Source organism: Streptomyces sp. NPDC053560, from assembly GCF_044544605.1.
Classification (GTDB): Bacteria; Actinomycetota; Actinomycetes; order Streptomycetales; family Streptomycetaceae; genus Streptomyces.
Map to the genome: position 1 here is coordinate 40259 of NZ_JBITXI010000025.1, position 22321 is coordinate 62579.

Genomic DNA, 22321 nt, shown 5'->3' on the forward strand with positions numbered 1-22321 from the left:
GACCTTACTAACGCCAACTACCTCGAATGGCGGCGACACGTTAGAACTACTCCACGAGGGAGGCTTTACCGCGGTAAAGCCTGGCCCGGGGGCGTCAGTACTGCCTGCGGGAGCTCATGCTGCTCGTGGCGGGGATTGTCCTTATGTCTGCGGCAAGGACCTGGGCCGCTGGCCTAGACCCGCACGGTGGGTTTGCAAGCCCGCCGCGTAGGCGTCAAAGGCCTTTGAGCTGCGGGGACTTGTGTGTGTGCCAACTGAGCGCCAGCGGCCCAGTACTATGAGTTCTTGCGAAAGGCCCTGCCTTCTCACCTCTCCCGTGAGCGTCCTGAAACTGCGCTCATAGGGCGCCAGTTCACAGGCACTCCGACACCCAACCGGGTGCCGGAACCGAGAGGAAGGAGGACGGTGCCGTGAGCGCCGACAAAGATGAACACGGTGGAAGCGAAGACTGGCCTGAGCCCGACAAGTGGCAAGTCTTCCTCGCCGTGGCGAGTCTGCTGGTGGCAATCATCGCTCTGGTGAGGTAGTTCGCTCAGCGAGAGTTGAAGCGCTCACCACCTGAGGACGCGGTCGGATGACCACGACTGGAGCGCTGCGTATGCAGCGAGCCCGGTCGGGACTTGGTCGACCGGGCTCTTGGGAACTGCAGGAGGCTCGGTCTCGGTGGCACCCGGACCGGGCCTTCTTGCGTTCGAAACCGACTACCAGCCGGCGGCGAACGTTCAGCGCGTAAATACACACCTCTACCGAGTTATGCAACGCGCAGTCCTCAAGCGTAGCGCAACGCGTATGCAGGGCTGCTGCATACGCGATAGTCGCGTATGCGGAAATTCTGCATACTGTCGCAAGACTCTGTCCCGAGGAGTACTGGAGCAGGCGCTCGCTTGCCGTGTCGGCCAGAGGGTTGAGACGGCCCGCCATCGCGCGTAAGCACCGGCGCTGCGCTTGCCAACGTCACCGAGCGGGCGTTCCACCGACAGTGGGCGGGGTAGGAAAGCGCTGAGGGGAGACACCCGCACAGGCGGTTGTCTCCCCTCAACACGGTAATGGCTCAGTCGGCAGTCTTCCCCGGCGGCCGCCGGGCGATGTCCTTCTCGACCCGCTCCAGAAACTTGTGGTCGGCGAAGTCCTCGGCGGTGAACGGAGGCGCCGGCGGACGCGGGTTTTCCTTCGTGGGCCGCAACGGTGCTGGAACCGGGTGCTTGGGCGCCGGGAGATCCTCCCGGGGCAGACCGCAGTCCTTCAGCTCCTCCCGAAGAACCCTCTCCGCATGCGGCCACCACCTCGCATGCCATTCCGAGACCCGGGTCGGCGGCGCGTTCTTCGTGTACGCCCAGTGCCAGTTGGCGCACAGCGCGGTCAGCTCCATACGAAGCCGTGCGTGCCGGTACCAGCAGGGCTTCCACACCCGCTCCGCGTAGATGGGCCACAGGATGTTCTGGCACCACTTGGTCAGCCAGTCCCACAGCTCCCGCGCCTGGTCCTGATCGAGTTCGTCGGTCCAGTTCGGGGTGGTCCCCGGCCAGTCCGGCTCCTCTTCCTCCTCCGGCTCGGCCTGCATGTGCTGGACGGCGGCGACCACGGCGGCGAGCGTCTCCCTGAGGTCACCCACCTTCTTTCCGAGCCCTTCCAGGGCGGTCGCGAGCCCCTGGTCTTCCAGCTCCTGGACGCGACCGCGGACCTCGGACAGGTCGCCCGTGAGCCGCAGCAGCATCTCCATCGGATCGAGCTTCATCTCCGCCATCACAGACCGCCCAGGTCATCGTCATCGTTGTAGAACTCGGCATAGGGGTCTGCGTCGTTCTCGGTGCCGGTCTTGCGCAGCGGCACCGACTTGGCCGGCGCTGCCTTCGGATCCTGCTGCGGTGCCTGCTCCAGGTGCACGGTCGGTTCGTGCGCGGGCGGATCGGGGATGACCGGAGGCTGGGACGGCTGCGGTGGTACGACGTTGTCGCCCACGACCCGCAAGCGTCCGCGCGGCCCGGAGCCGGAGGACCAGTCGCTGGCCGCCGGGTCGGCGGTCCACGGGTTGGCCTGCGCGGCCGGGGCCTGCCACGGGGCCGCGGGCTCCTGCGGCATTGTCGGCGCGGCCGCGGGCTCCTCGACCGGTACGGCCGGGGCGGAGACCGTGGAGGTCTTGCCCTTGAGGAAGCGCAGGAGCTTCTTCTGCTCCTGCGTACCGTTCAGCTCCTTGACGTCCGGGCGGTCCCACACCGCGGTGTACTGCACGATGACCGGGCCGCCGATCTGCCGCCGCAGGACCAGGATCGAGCCCGGCTCCAGGTTCATGATCTGTGAGGGCGTCATGGTGTCGGTCTCGCCCCAGGTGTAGGAGGAGGACTGGCGCGTCGTGCCGTCCTGCCCGGGCGATTCCGAGTGGCTCTCCCGCCGTTCCTTGTGCCGCCCGCAGAGCTTGGACAGCCCTTCCAGGTCCTCCTCGACAGCAAGGCCGCCTAGGATCAGTTTGACCATGTTGGTCCAGATCGTGTCCGCGGCGCCTCGGCCGTAGCGCTCACGGATCTGGCTGCGGGACTGGAAAATCGCATGGATGGCGATGCCCAGACCGCGGGCGTCGGAAGTCCATTTCTCCAGCGGCACGCTGCAGATGAGAGCCGCCTCATCCAGGATCAGCGACCAGGGGGCGTCCAGGCGCCCACCGGGCTGCAGCGGCGCCATCTCCCGGGCCGCTTCGTAGATCTCGCCGGTCAGGGCACTGAAGAGGGGGCCGACGCCGCCGCGGCCGGTGTCACGGCCCAGCAGGTACAGAGTGTCCTGGGACTTCAGGTAGCGGCGAATGTCGAAGAGGCCGCCGTCCCTGTGCGCGCGCTCGATGACCTCCTGGACCTGCGGGCTGTCCAGGAACATGAAGGTCTTGGACAGCGTCCCGAAGACGTTCTCCCCGGTCGTCGGTTTGCCCTCGACCTTCTGCACCTGAAGGAGGTCGTCCCGCCAACCCCGCGGGGCGACCGGTCGGGTCGGGTCGAGCGGGTCGGGGTGCGCGTGCTTCTCCAGGATCTTGATCGCTTCGTCGTTGCGGAACGACTTGGTCCAGCGCGCCACGTCCAGCAGCGTCAGGCCGGCCGCATCGGCCGCCCACAAAAAGGCTTTCAGTACGGAGTAGGAGGCCGTCTCCCAAAACGAGCGGTTCTCCACCCCGGCGGTCGCGTCCGAGCCGTCCAACAAGTAGTTGGCGCGGCGCATGGAACGCTCGACGCCGTGCTCCGGATCCGAGCAGCCGATCACCGGGTCCCAGGCGATGGTCGAGGCCCGTCCGCCGATGTTCTGCGGATTCCAGACATGGATGCGGCCGACCCGGGCGCGCAGCGCTTCGGTCAGTTCGATGATGTCCGTCTTCACCGACGTTGCGAGCACCGCGCCCGGGGCGTCGATGACCCAGCTGGCGATCTTTGCGGTCTTACCCGCGCCGGGCGGGGCGACCATCACCGAGCTGTCCTCGATCGCCATGTACAGGTGCAGGCCCGTCCGGCGGTCACGCCCCAGGTAGGTGCCGACCGCGTTGGTGTCGACCGTGCGCGCCGGTACGTCCGCCAGGCTGGGCCGCAGCACCTTGCGGTTCTTCACCAAGTGGTGCCGCCCCATGGTCTTGCGGAGCTTGTTCCGGGGCGCGAAGCCGTGGGTGTCGCGGGTGAGGCCGAAGTCGCTCTTGAGCTTGAGATAGCCGATACCGACCAGGCCCACGGCCATGCCCACCGTCAGCAGCGGCTGCCGCTCCAAGAACACCGCGCCGCCGTGGAACAGGCCGCCGAGGACGCCGGAGAGGATGTCGCCCGCGCCGACGTCCTGCGTCGTCGTCTCGGCGGCCAGCAGGGTGGTCGGCACGGCCAGGGCGGTCAGCCGGACCCCGGAACCGGCGACGTGGCGGTTTGCAGAGAACAGCGCGCCGTTGAGCGCGCCGTCTTCGCTGGGCTTCCAGCCCTCGTATGTGCCGACGGGCTGGCCGGTCCTCGCCGTCCCGCCGTCGTCGGCGGACCAGGCGTTCGAGCAGGTCAGATCTGTGGCCTTAGAGTTGTCGTTCACGAAGGTCTCCTTCGTAGGCCTCGGTGTCGCATCGCAGCCGCCAAGCTCAGCCATGCGCACCGGGGCCGCACTGTTTGTTGTATGCGGTCCTACTGACATCGGTCGCCCCAATTCCGTCCGCTGATACCGAGCTGCAGCAGACGGCCTTCCGGCGCCCCGCCCCGCGGGCCGGGGCTGCGGACGTTGCCCGCCCGATGGGACACCCGGCCGTCGGACGATGCTGCGCCAGGGATCCTGTGGACAGATTTCGACGACACCGCGGCATTACTGCGCGACCGTCTCGTGCTGCGGTTCGGACTGCTCGCGGGGCGCGGGGACAGCGCCGCCGCTCTCCTGCGCCGCGTCCTCCTCCTGCTGCAGGTAGTCCTCCAGCAGTTCCTCGGAGATGTGGCTGCGCCGCACCGTGTCGGGATCGAGCGCAAGGTTCTGCGCTTCGGCCGCCGCGGCGATCGCCCGGGCCAGCGGGCGCCCGCGCAGTTGCTGCTTCTCGGCCGGCAGACTGCGGTAGAGCGCGGTGACCTGCTCGCGGGTGCTCCCGCCAAGACTGGCCCCGTCCTTCTTGCCCCTGTTGATCCGGGCGTCGACCCGCGGCCGCGCCACGGTCTTGGCCAGCGAGCCGGTCGCCTGCAGCCGCTCCAGCTCCGCCACCTGCTCCTGCAGACCCAGCACCTTCTCCCAGGACTCCTGGGCGGTCTTCCTGGCCTGCTCAGCTTCAGTGACTCGCCGGTCACGGTCATCCGAAACAGACTTCAAGCGGCCTTCCAGCTCTTGGACCCGGTCCCGGGCCTCCCGGGCCTCCTGCTGGACTTCCTCCAGCGCCTTTGCCGTCTTCTCGTAGAGCTGGCTGGCCGATGCGCCGCTGCTTTCCAGGCTCTGCCGCTCCTGGCGCAGCGCCTGCAGCTTGCTGTCCTCCGCCTTGATCTCGGAGGCGATCTCCTCGGCGGCCGCTGCCGCTTCCGCCGCGGTCTTCTCCCGTTCGGCCTCCAGGGCCTTCAGCTTCTCCTGCGCGGCCGCGACGGCCTCCTCCGCCTTACGGCGCTTCTCCTCGGCCGCTTCCGCCAGAGCGTCGGCGTCACGCGCTCTCTTCGCCGAGGTGATGAAATCCGCGTTCGCTGCGATGTTCAGCTCTTCCAGGACCTGCATCGCGGGGCTGTCCGGACCGTAGTCCAGCAGCGCCACGTCGTCCGCGCGAGTCAGCCACGCCATGCGCTGCATGAGCTGCAGCCCCTGCTCCGGATCCTGGGTATCCGCCATCTCCAGCGCCGCCTGCGCCTTGGGGCGGATCTTCTTCTCCAGCGCCTTGTTCAGCGCATCCAGACGCTTCTGCTCCTCCGAGACCTTGCCCCGGCGACGGCCCGGCACGCCGGCGTTGCCGACGACCTCCTCCAGCTGTTCCTTGTCCTTGAGCGCCTTGCGCAGTTCGTACGAGGCGTCCGCGGCGTCCCGGGCGCGGGCACGGCGGACCATTTCGTCCGCGCGGTCGGTGACGTCGAGGCCGGCCACGCGGAATCCCCACGCCCACAGCCGTCGCCAGAGCAGGCCGGCCAACCGGAACGGACCGGGCTTCACACCCTGCTGCTGCGGCCGCTCCTCCGCTTCCTTGCCCGCCAGCGCCCGGCGCAGGTCGAGCTCGATGACCCAGGCCGCGCCGATCGGCATCAGCGCCATGAAGGGCGCCGCGATGGCGTTCGGGGCATGCGCGATATTGGCGATGGCGGAGGCCGCGACAAAGCCCCAGGCGGTGGTCTGCAGCAGCCGCAGCTGAGGGGTCCAGCCCTTGCTCGGGTCCGCCGACTTGTACATCAGCGAGAACAGCCGCAGTTCCAGCACGTCGAACATCGACACAAAGCCGACGGCGAAGAACACCGGCAGGTGGAGCGTCCCGGTGGCGAACCCCCACAGACCGTAGAGACTGACCGCGATGCCACCCAGCAGGGGTTTGGGGTCCATCCGCAGCGGTTCCGCCGGCGCGGGCTGGCCCTGCTCCCTCGCCAGGGCGAGCGCCTCGCGGCGGTACTGCTCCCGTTCGGTCCGACGGGCTGTCAGCCGCGACGTGGTGAGGAATCCCAGGACGAGCGCGGCGACAAGCACGACGCCGGCAGTGACGACCAAGACCCAGACGGGCGTGTCAGCGAGGACGCGGTCGACCAGCTCCTGCACATCTTTTGTGTTCACGGGCGGTCCCTCCCCTCACGCGCCTGCAGCTGCTCTACGTACCGGATCGCGTTAGCGCGCAGCTCCTCCTCCGTGTCCCCGGTCAGCAATTCCGGGTGCGCGAGCACCAGGTCGATGGCCACGCGGATCACTGTGTTCTCGGTGATGCGCTCAGTTTTCTTGGCTCGGGCGTCCATCAGGTCCCGCGCCAGGGCAGTGAGCCCGCTGTAGTGGTCGTCTCGTAGCGGCACCCACTTCGGCCGCCCCTCGCTGGGCTGCGAGGAACTGGTGCGCTTCGGCGAGGTGTTATCCGCCATCGGGTCTCCCCCTTGGGGCTGTGGAGTCAGTGACCCCAAGAGGTTATGGGTTCGACCTGCGGGGGCCCGTTCGCAGACCGTGGTGGCGCTCCCCATGCGCTGCTCCCTTCTGTTGATGACGAAAAGAATCTATCCCCCAGACCCTTGAACTTCAAGGGTCTGGGGGATACGTTTGTTAGGCAAGCGAGAGAGGGCCAGGGCTTGCAGGCCCTGACCCTCTCTCCGGCAAGGGAGTTGCAGCTCCTCTGCCACCCCGGACAGGCGAAGCGAACGCCCTCCGGGATCGGGACACCCCTTAGTGGAGGGATCTCCGTGAGCAATTCTCTCAGTCGGTACGCCGGCTTCGACATCGAGGTGGACGACAAGGGCGCGCTGCGCCTGAGCCCCGAGAGCATTCCGGCTCAGCCGCTGATCTCCGGCCCGCGACTGGCTGTCGTCGGCCGGATCGGCCCGCGGTACACCTGCTCCAACTGCCGTGACTTCAAGTCCGTCGTCACGCGCAACGGGGTCGTGTACTGCGACAACCCCGTGCACAACCAGGACAAGCCGCAATTGCCGATGCGCCCCACCCCGCACGAGCGGGACGGCCGGGAGCCCGTCTCCGAGCCCGGCCGTTCCCACCCGCGCCAGACCGCACTGCTGGCCAGGTGATCGGCATGGAGAGGACCGCCTGCATTCAGGACCCCTCCGCGAGCCAGTCCCTGCAGAACGCCCAGCAGGCCGCCCAGGACGCCGCTGCCGCCAAGGCCGAGGCCGACCACATCCGGGCCGAGCGCGAGGCCGCCGCCCGCCCGACCGCTGGCGAGCGCACCACGGGCTGACGCCCCCATCGGCCCGTCCCGGGCAGTGCACCGCCCGGGACGGGCCAGCCCTTCGTCTTTCTTCCTCCTCGGAGACAACTGTGCTGCGTTCATTCGTCTCGAACGACACCCACACTCAGACCCCCTACCTGACCCCCGAGCGTGTAGCCGCGTGGGCCGCCGCCGGGATCGCCGTCCTGGTCGCCATCATCGGCGTGCTCCTCGACGTCGGTGCCGGGAACATCGTCGGCGCCACGCTGATCGCTTACACCGGCACCGTGGTGGCCAGCGTCCACCGCTTCCGACTGCGGCCGGGCGCGGTGCTCAGCGCATCCGGCAGGGGGGCGGTCATCGCCGCCGTCATCGCCGTCCTGCTGGTCGTCGGTGTGGGCCGGTCGGCCTTGCACCTGCTGGGGGTGGGCTGATGCGCATTCTGACGATTCGCCAGCCGTGGGCGGCGGCCATCATCTTCGCCGACAAGCGGATCGAGAACCGGACCTGGTCGACCTGCTACCGCGGCCCGGTCCTCATCCACGCGGGCGCAACCCTGGAGCGCCGGCACGGGCCCGCCGTCGCCTCCGTCGTGCGCGGCCTACAGCTCGACCTGGGCGCCGTGATCGGCATCGCCCGGTACACCGGCTGCCACGCCGACGACGGACAGTGCACCCCCTGGTCCAAGGCCGGGCACTTCGACCACGTTCTGGACGAGGAGGTCACGGCCCTGCCGCTGCCGATCCCCTGGCGCGGCACCCAGGGCCTCACGGTGCCTCCGACCGTCCTGATGGACCGGGTGCGCGAACAGCTCTCCGCGGAAACCGCCGCTCACGTACTGCGGGAGGAGAGGTGACTCGCTGCGATCCCCGCCAGATGAACGGCGGCTACCAGTTAGCCCTGGACATGGTGCCGGAGCCCACGGCGGGCTCAGCCGGGCCCGCCGACACCTCCATGGCGCTGGCCGACGAGGCGGAGGTGGACCTGTGACGACCCTGACCCGACGGGCGGAGGAAGCCCTGCTGGGCGCGGTGCTGCACCGGCCAGAGCTGCTGCCCTCACTGCGCCGCTGGCTGCCCGCCGCCGCATTCGGCGGCCCCGACCTTGAGGCACTGTGGCAGGCCTTGCAGAGCATCGACTGGTCCGCGGTGAGCCGGTCGGAGATCCCGGCCGCGGTGACCGCCGCCGTGGCCCGGATCGAGGAAGAGGGCATACGCCGCTCCCTTCCGCCCTCCCGCATCGCGCAGTTCGCCCACGCCTGCCCGGACACCCGCACCGCTCCTTTGTACGGCGGAATGGTGCTGGACGCCGCGGTGCACCGCACGGTGGCCGAGGCCGGCCAGGAGCTGCGGCACACCGCCCGCACCGCCGACGTCGACCGGGCCGGAGAGGTGCTGGCCGGTGCCGAGCGCACCGGACAGCGGCTGACCGGGCTGGCGACCGCGTGGGCCGCCGCCCCGGAAACCGTCCGCAACCTGTTGGAGACCACCGCCGAGGAGCCGCTGGCGCTGGCGGAGCGGACCGAGCGGGCCCGCACCGATCCGCGGGCGGAAGCCGAAACGGTCGCCTCCCTGCTCTACCAGTCCGAGCAGCTGGCGGAGGTCGGGTGGCTGCGGCCCAGCGACTTCTCCGACCCGCAACTGGCCGCCGTCTACCGGGCCATGGGCACGCTCGCCGAGCGACGGGCGCTGATCGACCCGCTGACCGTCGCCTGGGAGGCCCACCGCCAGCCCGGGGCCACCCCCAGCGACCAGGTCATGGACGAACTGGACCGCGGCGGGGTGCCCGGCGCCGCCGCCTTCACCGGCGAGCGCGTGCTGGGCACCGCCGCTCTGGACCGGATGGACGCCGCCGGCCACCGGATGCGCAACGCCGGACGCCACCCCGGCCTGTCCCCCACCCCGTTACTCGACCACGCCGACCAGGCCCTGCGCCCGGTCGCCGCCGACCGCGAGCGCATCACCCACGCCGAGCGCGGGCTGGAACCCGCCCCGGCCGACGCAGAGCCCGCCCCGGCCGGACCCGCCTACGCCGACGAGGAGATCGACCTGTGAACGAGCACGCGCCCCAGCCGTACGACCCGACCGCCTACCTGATCGAGCACCAGCAGCAGATCACCACCCCGCCCCCCGGTGTGGCCCCGCTGCCGCCGGTCCCGGACCGCGGCGTACTGCGGCTGCTGATGCGGCACTTCCGCCGCCTCGCCCCCGCCCTGGTGACCACCGCCGCCTGGGGATTGGCCACCGCCTGGCACGGCATGCTGCCCGAAGGGGCGACCGAGCCCCTGTGGCTGATGGGCACCCTGGCCGCCCTCGCCGGCACCGGCGGGATCATCGCCGCCAGCAAGCGGCACGGCTCCAAGGACGCCATGGGCATGTCCTTCGCGGGGGCCGGTACGTTCGGAATGATCGGCGTGGCCGCGTGGACGCCGCACTGGCCGGTCGCCGTGCTGATGTGGCTGGTCGCCCTCGCCGCGGCGTACGCCGCCTGCCTGCCCCACTGGCGGGCCGAGCGCCGCGAGGGCACCCGCCACGACCACGCTGTGGAGCTGGAGCACGTACGCGGCTACCACCAGATGCGGGACACCGCGACCCGCACCGCCGGCGCCGTGGAGGTCGCCAAGTCCCTGCACGCCGCGGAGGTCGAGAAGGTCCGGGCGATCGTCGCCGCCTCCGACGCCCGCGTGCGGGACGCCGAACTGGCCCGCACCCAGCGCATGCTCGCCCCCGGTGAGGAGCTGGACGTGGCGGCCCTGCTGCGGGCCGCCGGACACGACGCGCCCCGGGAGCTGACCGCCGCCGAGCGCGGGGAGCAGCGGTGAAGCGCCTCCAGCCGGGCGACCTGGTGCCCCAGGGCTGGAACCGTGTCATCGACCCGCGGCACTGGGCGTCGATGACCCGGATGCACGAGGCCACCCACGTCACGGCCTCCGAGGCCCTGGGCATCCCGGTGGAGTCGGTGTGGGCGAACGTCGACCCGACCGTCCGGCACGGCGGGCAGTACCGGACCGTCGCGGGCGACTCCCAGCTGCAGACGGTGGTCTACCTCATCGGGGCCGAGGGCGGCGCGCAGGAACTGCGCGACTGCGGCTACGACGAGGACCTCGCCCACAACTCGGTGCTCATCCTCGGCGGCAGCGACATGGACAAGGCGAGTGCGGTGATCCGGGAGGCCGGCGCGCATGGCTACCGGCTCGACGGTGCACGGGCCCAGGCCGACGCCCTGGCCCTGCTGCACTCCCCGGGTTTCAAGGACACCGCGCACAGCGTCGCCGACGCCCTGGCCTGCCGCGGTGACCGGCTGACCGGCGCCGACGTCCGGGCCGCCATCGGCGACTGGCAACTGGACGGCTCGGTGTGGGTGCGCTCCTACGTCGACCTGGACCTGCCCGCCGACCGCCTCGAACCAGCGATCAACCCTGCCCCCGACATCGACATGGAGGAGATGGAACTGTGAGCACGCCCGAGACCACTACGGACGACCAGCAGAGGGCAGCTGCGATCCTGCCCGCCCTTGCCGTCCTGGACCGGCAGGCCGCCGAGCTGGAGCAGGCCGCTGCCGAGGGCGCCCCGCTGGACCCTGGCGCGGTGGCCACCTACGAGGTCCAGGCCCAGCACGCCCGGCACCTGCTGAGCGAGGCCGGCCTCACCCCCGAGCAGATCACCGAAGCCGCCGAGCAGCACCGCGGAGACGGCGAACCGGGCTTCGCCGAACGGGCCCTGGACCACACGGTGCACCCCCGCCCGTACACCTCGACACTGAGCACCGACGCCCCGACCGCTCCCGACCAGGAGGAGATCGACCTGTGAGTCAGCAGCACGAACCGCAGCAGCCCGCGGCCGAGTTCCTGCACGATGCCGACGGCATCACCGCGGCCGCTGCAGAGATGGACCTCACCGACTGGGACGACATCGAGGTCAGCGACACCCGGAGGGTCGGCGACACCCAGTACACCCGCGGTGTCCTCGACGGCCAGGAACGGATCTGGGCCGAGCATGATTTCGGCAGCGGCGCGCGTACCACGGAGGAGGTCACCAACAGCCGCGAGCTGAGCCCCCAGCATGTCGAGAGCGTGTGGAGCGCGCTCACCGGGCCGCAGGCGCCCACCGAAGTGGACTCCCAGGTCGACCACCAGGACACCCTTGTGCGCAGCGCGCGGGCCGAGGAGCTGGGCACGCTCTACCGGTACGAGCAGGAGGTCGAGGCGGACGCGCCCCGCGACCCGCAGGAGCTGCACGAGCGCGTCGTCGCCGACAGCATCGAGTACGACGACGACATCGACCTCTGACCCGCCCCCGGCAGGATGGCCCCGGCGAAAACCGCCGGGGCTTTGTCGTATACGGCGACTACCGTGCCGCCATGACGATCAACAGGGCAGATCCGGCGCTACTGCATCCCGGCTCACTGAGGTAGTGATCAACCCGAACCCATGCACCGTGGCGGCCATGCCTGGCTCGTCTCTCTGATCACCGCGCTTCACGAAAGGAACCCCTCCTCCCGTGCCCATACCCCGCCCGTTACGTGCATGGCGCCGCATGCGCGAGGCGTCGGCCAGCACCCAGGTCGACACCATGCAGAAGAATGTGCACGACCTGGGCTTTCCCTGGATCGTCCTGCCCCTGCACCTGCGCACAGCCCTCCGCCAGTACCACTTGTGGTGGGGACGGGCACTGATCCACAACATCTCCCGCGGCATGATGGCTTACGGCATTGCCGTGGTGATCGCTGCCAAGTACACCGGCGAGCGGTTCAACTCCCTGACGTTCGCCGCGGTGTTCCTGTACCTGCCGATCTACGGGATCATGTTCACCATCGGCGCGCCCCGCCGAATGCGGCGGTACCGACTGGTGGGACTCTGCGCTGCAGCAATCAACTCCTGCGCCACCGCGAAGGCGAAAACAGGCGAGGACCGGTCCGACGCACTGCGCGAAGCCTCTGTCGCCATCCGTTCGGTGGAGCGAGCCGTCTTCCGGACGCGGCGCGCCCAGCGAACCGTCGCAATCGGGCGCCCTTCCCGCCAGACTGCTTTGCGGACGCATGCCGGCAAGGTCGTCGCGGTGCTCCGCTCAGCCGAGAACCGACTGGATGACACCCACCAGGACTGCGCGCTGGAGCAGCTGACGGGGCTTCTGGTACGCATCGCTGCCAGCAGCGCCGCGAACCGGATCGGCGACCTACTGCCCGTGAGCATTACCGACCAGGAGGAGCCGGCCCGCAGCTACGATCTGCTGCGGCACGCGGCCGCGGTGCTGATGCTGACCGGCGCGGCTGTCGGAGTCGGCATATGGAACGTGCCGGACGTTACGGCCTGGGCTGTGATCGCGGGCGTGGGCATTCTCTCGGCGATCGTCGCCTTCGGTGCCGACTGGAGGCGTGTCTTGTCGCTCATCGAAGTTTTCCGCCCCTGAACACCGGGTGTGAGTAGTTGCGGTACAGGAAGTGCCGCTGAGATTGATCATGGACGGGCTGCCGCATCGCCGCTCGGAGGCGTGTCAGACCCTGTGGCAGGGTGATCGCATGTCTTCTGACCTCCCCCAGCCCCTATCTGACGCGGCCCAGCGCGCTGCCGCCGCGATATCTCAGTGGGAGCCGATGCAAAACGCCATCGACTCTCTGGGGCGCTCGGCGCAGTATCAGGCGCGCGACCTGAACGCGTACCTCGCCGACGTAGACGCGCGTCTTGGCCAGCAGCTGGCCGAGCGGATGCAGCAGGCCCTGGCCGAGCCGCAGTCTGCCTGGCTCGCCGGCGTCGAAGCGACGGTACAGCAGCTGGCCGCCATAATCGACGAGCAGACGGAAGGGCTGCGGCGGCTGACTCTGTCACTCGACATGACCGGCTTGGACCGCATGCTGAATAGTGTCGCCGCCTGGCGCGTGCTGACCGACGAGCAGCGGACGACTGCGGTCTCGGTCGTGGAAGACGCCTACCGGTCCGCGGACGCGGCTGCCGTCTCGGACGCGATGGTGGCGGAGTTGGAGGACACGGCCCGCCAGTTCACGGAGGAGAGTGGCATCGACTACTTGCCGATCGAGGTACGCCGCCAGTCGTTCGTCCTGTTCGTGGGCACGGTCGTCCTGCTGGCCCTGATGACGCTGTCGTTCTCCAACGACACCGCCGACGAGGTCATGTCCAAGGCTCTGGAAGTCGGGCCGGCCGTAGGCATCGCCGCCCTGGCGGCCGGATGGGCCTGGGACCGCAACAACGGCGTCCGCCCGGACAGCGAAGACGACCAGGACAACTGAGCCGCTCGACCCGACGTCCGCCGGGCCATATCAATCTCAGCGGCACTTCCTGTATCGCAACTACTCGCACCCGACCACGCTGGTGCCACCTGCCGCACTGCAGCTCCCAATAACAAGCCCTGTGGCATCGCCCGCCGCAGGCCCAAGCCAGACGCGTCAGCGGTGGAAGGCGTCCAGCCGCGTGTGGGTGACGGTCGGCGGGGTCTCAGCCAGGACGGCCCGGCGCAGCTGCTCCAGCTTCGGCGGCAGCAGGGTGGTGAGCCCGTATCGGGTGCGGCCGCGCCGGTAGCTGGTGATCAGCCCGTTCTCCTCCAGCGGCATCCCCGGCGGGCGGTTCAGCGTGGCGCCCTCCCGGTCGGGATCACCGTCGTGGTTGTACCAGAGGGAGACCCACAGCCGTGCGGTGCCGTGGGCACGCTGGGCCAGGTCGGCGCGCAGCGGCAGCCAGCGCTCCAGCGCGGCCCGGCTCAGCGGCGACAGCGCATACCAGGATCCTTCGCCCTCCGGGTCGCCGCCGCCGCGCTGTGGCTGGGCTTCGACATACACCGCGGCGGTGTCCGGAGCGAGGTGCTCCAGACGCAGCGCGGCCAGCTCGCCGGCGCGCGGGGCGGCGTCGAGGATCAGGGCCAGCAGCGCGGTGAGCCGGACCTGGCTCGCCGCCAGGTGCCCGGCCAGGTCCTGGTCGAGCCGGCGGCGCAGGGCGGCCAGGGTGCCGAACTCCGGGGTGGGCCGCAGCGGCAGCACCTCGCCGCCGGCGCGCAGCGCGGGCAGGCCGAGCGCGGCGCGCAAGGCATCCAGGCACCGCCGGCGGATGTCATTGGTGGCCGCGGAGGTGGGCGGGCGCTGCCCGTCCACCAGCCGGGTACGCAGGGCGCCGGACTCGGCGAGCCGCACGTAGGAGGCGAGCGCCTCGGGCTCCAGGAGGCGGCGCAGGCTGCGCCGGGCGGGGACGGGCAGGGCGCCGCGCTGCAGGGCCCGGTGCAGTTCCTCGCGGACCATGCCCAGCTGCCGCCGGCGGGCCGCTCCCGCGGGCAGGTCCGCTATCAGCGCATCCAGCGCGACCAGCGAGGGGAACTCCGAGGACGTCAGCACCCGCCGATTCTCGCCTACCGCCCGCCCTATGCCGGCGCGGCCTCCGCGGCCAGGGCTTGCTCCGGGCGGCAGGACGGGCACACCCCGTACCGACCCTCCGCCAGCCCCCGGCGGGCCCGGGCGGTGTCCACCGTGACCGACCCGGCCGGATAGGACCAGCAGGACGGCCGGTGGACCTCGCGCTGCGGCCCCCGCCCGAGCACCCGGCCCGGATTGCGGGAGACCGGCCAGCCCGGCTCCGCGGTGACGGTGTCCGCCTGCTGCCGGGCGGAGATCTCCGTATCGACCGCGGCCAGCTCCTCCGCGAGCGTGGCCCGCAGCTCATGGAGTTCGCCGAGCGACAGGGAGGTCATGTCCTTCAGCGTACGCCGGATGCCAGCAGCAGCATCGTCGAGCACGTGACGTTCCGCAGCTGCTACTCGTTGGTCTACCGAGGACGAAAGCGCTCTGGCGGCTGCAGGGCCTCGCCCTCCAGCCGATGCCGATCCGGTCCGTCCAGCCACGACCGGAAGAGGCATCCGCTGCGGCGCCGAAGGGCCCCTCCCCCGAGTCGACCGGGAGGGGCCCGCCTGGCTCTGCCGCCCCGGCTCCCGTGTCAGTGACGCCGCCGGAATCTCTTAAAGATGACCTGCCGGTCGCCAGTTCCTGCAAGCTTTAAGAGTCGTATAGTGGTCGCGCGACATGTTCTTTAATACCTAAGAACCCGTCGCCGCATGCGGGCGCAGCCCGCACGCAAGAGGGCCCCGGTTCCCTGCCAGGAACCGAAGCCCTCCGCAGTGCCGAGCCCGGTCGCATAGGCGTCGATCGGGCTCGCTGCATGTCTGCAGCCTCCCGCGACCGAGTCTCACCGGCACTGTGCGCCTGGTCCTACTTGACCAGGGCGACGAGGTTCGCCAGCGCACCCACCACCGCTAAGAGAACCGACCACTTCTCCCACGGCGGCCACTTCGGACGGTGCTTGTCCAGCTCAACACTCATCTACATCACCTCCCTTCCCTCCCGATCTGTGCGCCGTGATGCCCAAGGCGCCGGGAGGCGTGCGAACTGGCGGACGAAGCCGCGCAGTTGTGACCGAAGAGTTCAGAGACGCGATGCAGGCGTAAGCCTATCTGCTCCCCATGGCGGTTTCTGCATTCTTCTTCGTGTGCCCCTTCGGTGCGCGCAGTCCGCTCCCCGTTGAGGAGGCGGACATGCTCCCCGGCCGGCGCGAGGTTCCTGCCCCTCTCCAGTAAGAGATGGGGTTCTTTCCCGCAGCTCCGGGACGCCCGGAAGCCCTGTCAGCTGTCACAGTTATGCCGGTGGCCGTGACGACGAACGGCCCCTCCAATGAGGAGCCGTTTTTATAAGCGGTGCAGGCCAGGCGCGTGTCAGGAAGTGCTCGGGTGCCACGCCGGGGGCAGGCTCAGCCCCGCTGACCTGGGCCTTAGCCGTTAGCGTCGGACAGCGAATCGGTGCTCGTCGAGCCGCAGGCCGCAACTCAGCGGACCGCCCGGCCTACCCGCCGATGAGCTTGTGGAGGCCGACCAGTACCGCGCCGCCGGCGGCCAGCCCGGCCAGCACCGCGCCCGTCGGGGCTGTACCGCCCATTGCGGTCAGCACGCCGACGACCGTGCCGATGCCGAGGGCGCTGATGAGAAGGACGAAGGTGCGCAGCGGCATCAGGGGCGCCTCACCGCCCGGCGGCTGCGGGGCGGGGGCATTCGGCGCTATGAAGCTGCTGGGAGACCCCGGGTCTGGGGTACGGTCGAGCGTAGTCACGGACATGTTCTCCTTCTCTTCCGCGCTGGATGGATGGAGCGGCACGGTCCACGACACGAGAGGGAAGTTCGGCACAGGTTGGACGCCACTGCCGGCTTCCCTTCGTCGTCTTCGAACTCGGCGAGAGCCCTCGGGCGGTGGGCCGCTGGAGAAGAAGGTACCGAGGCCCTGGACGAGCCAGCGCCCACCGCCGCACGCGCACCGACACCCATAGGGTTACGCCCATTAGTTCGATTGCGCACTGAGCAGGGAAAATGCGATTTCGGGCCGTACGGCGCGCCGGGCGGCCCCTACCGACCAAAGGGTGAACTTCGCCAGGAGAGCGCCTCCGTGGACACCCGCCCTCACCTGCGCATACCTCCGCTGCCACGCCCCGCCAGGAGATCCCCTGACGGGCGTGGCAGCGTTCGTCAGAAAGAGCGGTGCCGAAACTCCTTGGCCGCCCACGCGTTGCTGCCCGGTGCGTGCGGTAGGCGCTCACCGCACTCATTGCCTGGTACGGCGCGCCGCCGGCCGACAGGTTGGGTGTCGAGGTCGGACTCGCTGCGCCCGTGGGGATACGCCGCCGCCGTCAGGTCAGGCCGGCGGAGGCGTTGTCGTCCCAGCCGTCGTCGATGACGAAGTAGCCCTGCAGGGAGCGGGAGTGGCGGGCCCACCCGCCCTGGTCGGCGATGACGACGGAGTCCTTGCCGTGCTTGCGGCCGGCCACGGCCAGGCCGATGCGCAGGGAGTGACCGGTCCAGGCGAGCGGCACCCCGGCCCGGGCCGAGATGCGCTTGATGGCGCGGGTGACGGAGTCGGGGCCCATGCCGCCGGTGAGGCGGCCCCAGCGGTCGATGCCGACGAAGGCGGGGGCGGCGGGTCGGCTCCAGTGCGGGTCCGCCTCGGCGGCGAGGCGGGTGCGGTAGGCGGTCCAGGCGCGGACGGGGCAGAGCTCCGCGTCCTCGCCGTAGGGGATCTTGGCGTCCCGCACGGAGTGCTTGGTCTTGCCGGTGAGCACGGAGACGATCAGGCCGCGCGGGTGCAGCGTCACGTCGCCGGCGAGGAGTCCGGCGGGGTCCTGGGCGCGGCTGGCGTAGTGGAAACCGGTGAGGGTGAGGGCCTTGTCGCGGGCGCCGGCCAGGGTGTCGGGGCAGGTGCGGGCGATGGCGCGCAGGCCGTCGAGGTGGGCGGTGGCCGCCTTGCCGCGGCCGCGCCGTTCGCCGTTCTGCAGCAGCTTCACGGCGAGGCCGTCCAGCGCGGTGCGGGCGGCGGCCTGGTCATCGGCGGAGACGGCGACCCCGCGCTCGCGCAGCCCGACGACGGCGCCGGCCAGGAGGGTGGACGCCGAAGTGGCCGCGTAGCCCTTCCCGTTCTGCTGGCCCTCGCGCAGCATCCAGGTCACGAACGCCACCAGCGAGCCGCGGCTGGCCTCCCGTTCCGGCAGGCGGGTGGCGGCGCAGAACCGCGTCCACACCCGCCAGGACTTGGCGTAGGTGTCGGTGGTGTTCTCCGGGGTGATTTCCTTGCCCACGGCGTCGGCCAGGTCCTCGGCCTCGGCCAGGCGGCGGGCGACGTCGATGCCGTGGCGTTGTGCCCACCGCTCGATGAGCGCCTGCCGTTCGGCGGCCGCCGGGTCCGGGGGCGCCGGGGCGCTCTCGGTTTCGGCGGCGTCGCCGGCGGCCGTGTCGAAGGGGGGCGTCAGGGTCGTCATCGGTCGGCGTCCTTCCCCTCGGCGGCGGGGACGACGGTGAGCCGGGGCGGTCCGTCTCCCGCGGGCGCCTGCTCGGTGGCGAGCAGGGCGCGCGCCATGTCGTACTCGCTGAGGGTCCGTACCCCCGAGGGGCGCGGGCGGGTGCCGGCCGTGAGCAGCTGCGCGATGAGCGGTTCGTCCTCGGGCGCGCCCGGTCGCTCCGGGTAGGCGGTCGCCCGGCACAGCTCCTCCACTTGGGACAGCAGGGCGTAGTACTCGTGGCTCCCGTCCGGGTCCTGGGAGCCGAGGCGGGGCAGTTGCACGCCCAGGGCGCGGCGGTGGGCCGCGCCGTCGGCGATGGCCGTCGCGAGGGTGCCCTCCCGGCGGGAGGCGATCGCCCGCGCGGCCCAGGCCCGCGCCGAGCAGGTGCGCGCGCACTCGATGGTGCGGTCGCGCAGCTCGGCGTAGCGGTGCCCGGCGAGGGCGGCATCCAGGTGGGCGCGCATCTCCTCGGGCAGCGGGCCGTCCGTCCAGCCGAGAACCCACCGGGCGCCGGTGTCGTAGGACAGCGTCACGTCGACACCGGTGACCTCGGACAGGTGCCGGGACAGCAGGGCGGCCTGACGGCTGCGACTCATGTACTGCCTCCTTCTCTGCCGCCCGCACCCACAGGCCGGTGGCGGCGCATCTTCAGGGTGGTCTCCTTCGGCGCGCCGTCGGCCGGCGCAGCGGGCTGCCGCCCGCCGGAGTCCTTCTCGGCGGACGGCAGCCCGGGCGAGACCGTGGTCAACGGCCTTCCAGCACGCTGCGCTTCTTCTCTGCGGCCGCCTCCCGGGACGCGAGCAGGCGGCGGGCGCCCTCGACCGCCTCGTCGGCGTCGGCGTGGGGGACCAGTCGCCACCGGTAGGTGTCGAACCGGGGCAGTCCCTCGAAGGGCCGGATGATGAACATCAGCCGGTTCCAGGCCGCCTTACGGGCCCGGAGCGTCTCGGGCTCCTCGTCCCCGAAGCACTCCTTGAGGGCGTCGAGGTGGATGCCGACCGCTTCCTCCATGGTGCGGGCCGCACGTTGCTCAAGGCTGCCCTCCGGGTGCTTCTGGACCAGGTGCCGGGTGACCTCGGTCAGGTAGGCGCTGAGCTCCTGGGCGTGTTCCTCCCGCAGGTCGTCGGCGTTGAACGGGGCGGTGCGGGGCTCGTCGTGGGCGAAGTACACGGGCTGGATTCCCCTCCTGTCGGACGCGGCGGCGACGGGGCGTCATGTCCCGTTCTGTCGCGTCGGATAAGGAGAGGTTATCCGATGCGACTCCGCCTCCGGGGACGGAAACCGGTCCATCGTCAGGATTTCCCTGACACGCCGCCACTGTCAGGGCTACCCTGACGGACATGACGACCGATCTCCCCGAGGCCGCCGCCGGACCGCGCACCCTCTCCCCCCGCGACGAAGCCCGCGTCCGCCTCGCCGATGCCACCTGGCACCTCAGCAGCCAGGCCCGCCGATCCATCCCGGTCGACCCCGATACCCCCGCCGGCGACCTCCTGTGCCAAGCGCTCGACCTGCGGCGACTCGCCGAGGCCGCCGTGGAGAGCGCGGTCATCGCCGAGCGGGAACGCGGCACCACCTGGGAGCAGCTCGCCCAGGCCGCCGGCACCACCCGGCAGTCCGCCCACGAGCGCTGGGCCGGCGTGGTGCAGTCGTGGGCCCGACGCGGCCGCATCAGCTCTTCCGCCCCTGAGGTCCGCACCCTGGACACCGTCGCCTTCCTCGACGCCCAGTACGCCACCCCCACCGGGGACCCCGCACGCACCGATGCTGTCTCCGCCGGCCTGGACGCCACCCGCCACCCCGGCTCCGCCGCCTACGAAGAAGCCCAACGCGCCCGCGGTCAGCAGCTGCACGCCCGCCGCGAAGAGCTCACCCGCGACCTGCGGCGCTGCCACGAGGAGTACGACCGTCTCAAGGAGCCGACCGACCGCACCGGCTGGCTCCGGCTGGCCGCCAACTGCACTGCCACCGCTGACCTGCAGGCCGCCCTGGCCGGAGTGCACGAGGAGTTGATGGCTGCCGAGCCGACCCTCGCCGAGGAGCACCGCGCCGGCGCTGAGGAGCGGCACCAGTTCGCCAAGCAGAACCGCGAGCACGCCGAACTGGCCCTGGAGCGGGCCGGGGCGCTGTAGCCCCGCGGCCCCGGTCCGTGCCGACCGGGGCCGTCGTCTTGCCGCCCGCGGACCGGTTGTCGCACCCGTCCGTCCTCATCGACGCATGACCTCAGGGTGCCATCGAGGTGCCCGCTGCGCGGAGGGCGTTGCGTCGCCCGGCCACGTCCGGGGGGTGTCCCTCTTCCAGGCCGAGCCGGCGGATCCGTACGGGGGCGCGGGCGGCGCGGGAGCCCCGTCGTTCGTGCCGCTGGACTGTCCCCGGGAGAGGAACCGCATGGTGGGCGAAACGCCGCCGCGCGCCCTGCCGCGCTTGCCGCTGGCGGGCCCGAAGGCGCATCTGGAAGAGGGGCCAGCGGATGCGCGCAGGGGGCTTTGACCTGCGAATTCGAGAAAGCCCGATGGCGGCCGTGAAATAACGGAGTCCGGGGTGCCCGCAACGCTTAGTGCCAAGCACATACAGAAAACTTGGGTATTCGTCGCCCCTGACGGGGAGCAGGGCCAATCGCGTGCGGTTTCCTGGTGTATATTTTCAGCACCTCCCCGGAGTTGTTGGGGCGGCGTCCAGTCGGCGCCTAGTTGCGAAGGGGGGTGAGGGACAGGTGTGCTCCGGCGATGAAGCCCAGCGGGCGACAGAGCCGGTGAGAACAAAGCCCCGGCGGTACGCAGACGCGTTACTGCCGGCGGTCCGGGTCGTGCAGATCACGTACTACGTGATCAGGATCTGGCTGCTCGGGCTCTAGGAACCGCTGATGGGCCCGGCCCCTGCCAGGACCGGACCCATCTCGTCCACTCACCGACACAGGGCCCCGTGCCTTCTTCGCTGACCGGCGGGAGGTACGGGGTCCTCTTCGTCGTGTGGACCGTCATGCGGGGCGAACGCATCGTCCGCTCGTTGGTTGCGTGTATCAGACTACACCAGCCAAGTAATTCCGTGAACCAACTCATTCCCAAACGAGTGCATTGACTAATGCAGAATCTGCTGCGTTCTTTGTCGTCAGCTGTGTAGTGCGTTATGAAGGCAACCGGGCAAATGTTGGTTACTAGATTCGTTTGTCTTTGATGGCAAGAGTCTTGTGTCACTAGAACCACCCCTCAAGTGTTGAGTCGAGTGCAGCCCTCGTTCGATGAGCATCGGACAGAGTGTTGACCAGTCAACCGACCGCTTCGGCGGGCGTTGAGCTGTCCTACTGGTCACACTCGGCCCAGCTTGCTTGCGCTGCTCTGTTTGGCGTCTGTGGGAGCCCTCTGGTTGCTGCTGGTGCTGCTCGGTTGGGCGTCTGTGGGAGGACTCGTTTTTGGCGTGCGTGGGAGCTCCATGCCTGCTGCCTGTGGGAGCCCCCTGGTTGCTGCTGGTGCTGCTCAGTTGGGCGCCTGTGGCGGTCCCCTGCTTAGCGTCTGTGGGAGCCTCCTGGTTACTGCTGGTGCCGCCCTGCTTGGTGTCCTGTTAGAGGACCCTTTTTTGGCGTCTGTGGCGGTCCCTGTTTGGTGTCTGTGGGAGCCCCCGGTTGCTCCCTGTGGGAGCCCTCTGGTTGCTGCCTGTGCCGCCCTGCTTGGTGTCCTGTGGGAGGACCCTTTTTGGCGTGCGTGGGAGCTCCATGCCTGCTGCCCGTGGAGGCTCCCCGGTTGCTGCTGATGTTGCTCGGTTGGGCGTCTGCGGGAGCCCCCTGTGGCTATGTTGGCGAGTTTGGGAGTCACCGTGGCCTTCCTCGCGGGCCGAGCGTCGCCGTCGCTCGCCGCTCCTCCAGGTCGTTCGCCCTTACTTCGCTCGGGACGCTCTACCTGGACCAGCGGCTTCGCCGCTGGCCGGGGCCTGCAGCTATCGAGGTAGGCCCACGAGCGCCGCCCCCGCCGGCCTGAGCGCGGGTGGTTCCCGTTCTCCCGGACATCGCCGATCCGCGCGTACGGGCACTCCCCGAGTCATCGACAAACGACGTCGTGGTTCACGTGCGTAGCCATCCCTGCTTGGTGTCCTGTGGGAGGACCCTTTTTTGGCGTCTGTGGCGGTCCCTGTTTGGTGTCTGCGGGAGCCCCCGGTTGCTCCCTGTGGGAGCCCTCTGGTTGCTGCTGGTGCCGCCCTGCTTGGTGTCCTGTGGGAGGACC

The 22321-nt window shown here is 70.2% G+C and carries 22 protein-coding genes; 12 read left to right on the top strand and 10 right to left on the bottom strand.

Annotated features, from left to right (window positions below; genetic code table 11):
- Positions 1–1051 precede the first annotated feature (1051 nt).
- The 4 genes from ACIGQF_RS37710 to ACIGQF_RS37725 all read right to left on the bottom strand — a co-directional run bounded on the left by ACIGQF_RS37710 (position 1052) and on the right by ACIGQF_RS37725 (position 6509).
- Positions 1052–1735 carry a hypothetical protein gene (locus tag ACIGQF_RS37710; RefSeq protein WP_399720361.1) on the bottom strand — a complete coding sequence of 228 codons (684 nt, stop codon included), beginning with the start codon at positions 1733–1735 and terminating at the stop codon, positions 1052–1054.
- 8 nt (positions 1736–1743) lie between these two features.
- Positions 1744–4038, bottom strand: coding sequence for a type IV secretory system conjugative DNA transfer family protein (locus tag ACIGQF_RS37715; protein WP_399720364.1), 2295 nt, complete (start codon positions 4036–4038; stop codon positions 1744–1746).
- A gap of 264 nt (positions 4039–4302) precedes the next feature.
- The gene (locus ACIGQF_RS37720; RefSeq protein WP_399720367.1) at positions 4303–6213 is read right to left on the bottom strand and encodes a hypothetical protein; all 1911 of its coding nucleotides are present in this window, start codon (positions 6211–6213) and stop codon (positions 4303–4305) included.
- Positions 6210–6509: a chromosome segregation ATPase gene (locus ACIGQF_RS37725; RefSeq protein WP_399720370.1), complete on the bottom strand. Its 300-nt coding sequence runs from the start codon at positions 6507–6509 to the stop codon at positions 6210–6212. Before ACIGQF_RS37725 ends, ACIGQF_RS37720 begins: the two co-directional genes overlap by 4 nt.
- A gap of 312 nt (positions 6510–6821) precedes the next feature.
- On the opposite strand from ACIGQF_RS37725, the gene ACIGQF_RS37730 reads away from it, so the two are divergent.
- The 11 genes from ACIGQF_RS37730 (at position 6822) to ACIGQF_RS37780 (ending at position 13543) form a co-directional block, all read left to right on the top strand.
- On the top strand, positions 6822–7160 hold the full coding sequence (locus ACIGQF_RS37730) for a hypothetical protein (protein WP_399720373.1): 339 nt from the start codon (positions 6822–6824) through the stop codon (positions 7158–7160).
- Between the two features lie 5 nt (positions 7161–7165).
- Entirely contained in the window at positions 7166–7330 is a 165-nt protein-coding gene (locus ACIGQF_RS37735; RefSeq protein WP_399720376.1) for a hypothetical protein, read from the top strand.
- An 80-nt stretch (positions 7331–7410) separates the two neighbouring features.
- On the top strand, positions 7411–7734 hold the full coding sequence (locus ACIGQF_RS37740) for a hypothetical protein (RefSeq protein WP_399720379.1): 324 nt from the start codon (positions 7411–7413) through the stop codon (positions 7732–7734).
- Positions 7734–8156, top strand: a complete 423-nt coding sequence (locus ACIGQF_RS37745; protein WP_399720382.1) for a hypothetical protein — start codon at positions 7734–7736, stop codon at positions 8154–8156. The genes ACIGQF_RS37740 and ACIGQF_RS37745 overlap by 1 nt, the downstream gene beginning before the upstream one ends.
- A 130-nt stretch (positions 8157–8286) precedes the next feature.
- Positions 8287–9354, top strand: coding sequence for a DnaB-like helicase N-terminal domain-containing protein (locus ACIGQF_RS37750; protein ID WP_399720385.1), 1068 nt, complete (start codon positions 8287–8289; stop codon positions 9352–9354).
- Complete coding sequence (locus tag ACIGQF_RS37755) at positions 9351–10121, top strand: hypothetical protein (protein WP_399720387.1); 771 nt, start codon at positions 9351–9353, stop codon at positions 10119–10121. The genes ACIGQF_RS37750 and ACIGQF_RS37755 overlap by 4 nt, the downstream gene beginning before the upstream one ends.
- Positions 10118–10756 (top strand): hypothetical protein, encoded by a 639-nt coding sequence (locus ACIGQF_RS37760; RefSeq protein WP_399720390.1) that lies wholly within the window; start codon positions 10118–10120, stop codon positions 10754–10756. The genes ACIGQF_RS37755 and ACIGQF_RS37760 overlap by 4 nt, the downstream gene beginning before the upstream one ends.
- Complete coding sequence (locus tag ACIGQF_RS37765; RefSeq protein WP_399720392.1) at positions 10753–11109, top strand: hypothetical protein; 357 nt, start codon at positions 10753–10755, stop codon at positions 11107–11109. The genes ACIGQF_RS37760 and ACIGQF_RS37765 overlap by 4 nt, the downstream gene beginning before the upstream one ends.
- On the top strand, positions 11106–11588 hold the full coding sequence (locus tag ACIGQF_RS37770; RefSeq protein ID WP_399720394.1) for a hypothetical protein: 483 nt from the start codon (positions 11106–11108) through the stop codon (positions 11586–11588). Before ACIGQF_RS37765 ends, ACIGQF_RS37770 begins: the two co-directional genes overlap by 4 nt.
- 247 nt (positions 11589–11835) lie before the next feature.
- Positions 11836–12708, top strand: coding sequence for a hypothetical protein (locus ACIGQF_RS37775; RefSeq protein WP_399720396.1), 873 nt, complete (start codon positions 11836–11838; stop codon positions 12706–12708).
- A gap of 184 nt (positions 12709–12892) precedes the next feature.
- On the top strand, positions 12893–13543 hold the full coding sequence (locus ACIGQF_RS37780) for a hypothetical protein (RefSeq protein WP_399720398.1): 651 nt from the start codon (positions 12893–12895) through the stop codon (positions 13541–13543).
- 156 nt (positions 13544–13699) lie between these two features.
- Here the strand turns inward: ACIGQF_RS37780 and ACIGQF_RS37785 are convergent, their stop codons facing one another.
- From ACIGQF_RS37785 to ACIGQF_RS37810, 6 genes are all read right to left on the bottom strand, one after another.
- Positions 13700–14635 (bottom strand): hypothetical protein, encoded by a 936-nt coding sequence (locus tag ACIGQF_RS37785; RefSeq protein ID WP_399720401.1) that lies wholly within the window; start codon positions 14633–14635, stop codon positions 13700–13702.
- Positions 14636–14661: 26 nt separating this feature from the next.
- Positions 14662–14988 carry a DUF6233 domain-containing protein gene (locus tag ACIGQF_RS37790; RefSeq protein WP_399720403.1) on the bottom strand — a complete coding sequence of 109 codons (327 nt, stop codon included), beginning with the start codon at positions 14986–14988 and terminating at the stop codon, positions 14662–14664.
- A gap of 1141 nt (positions 14989–16129) precedes the next feature.
- The gene (locus ACIGQF_RS37795; RefSeq protein WP_399720406.1) at positions 16130–16393 is read right to left on the bottom strand and encodes a hypothetical protein; all 264 of its coding nucleotides are present in this window, start codon (positions 16391–16393) and stop codon (positions 16130–16132) included.
- Positions 16394–16964: 571 nt separating this feature from the next.
- Positions 16965–18086, bottom strand: coding sequence for an integrase (locus ACIGQF_RS37800; protein WP_399720409.1), 1122 nt, complete (start codon positions 18084–18086; stop codon positions 16965–16967).
- Positions 18083–18703, bottom strand: coding sequence for a hypothetical protein (locus ACIGQF_RS37805; RefSeq protein ID WP_399720412.1), 621 nt, complete (start codon positions 18701–18703; stop codon positions 18083–18085). The genes ACIGQF_RS37800 and ACIGQF_RS37805 overlap by 4 nt, the downstream gene beginning before the upstream one ends.
- A 148-nt stretch (positions 18704–18851) precedes the next feature.
- On the bottom strand, positions 18852–19277 hold the full coding sequence (locus ACIGQF_RS37810; protein ID WP_399720414.1) for a hypothetical protein: 426 nt from the start codon (positions 19275–19277) through the stop codon (positions 18852–18854).
- A gap of 170 nt (positions 19278–19447) precedes the next feature.
- On the opposite strand from ACIGQF_RS37810, the gene ACIGQF_RS37815 reads away from it, so the two are divergent.
- Positions 19448–20239 (top strand): hypothetical protein, encoded by a 792-nt coding sequence (locus ACIGQF_RS37815; protein WP_399720417.1) that lies wholly within the window; start codon positions 19448–19450, stop codon positions 20237–20239.
- Positions 20240–22321: the final 2082 nt, after the last annotated feature.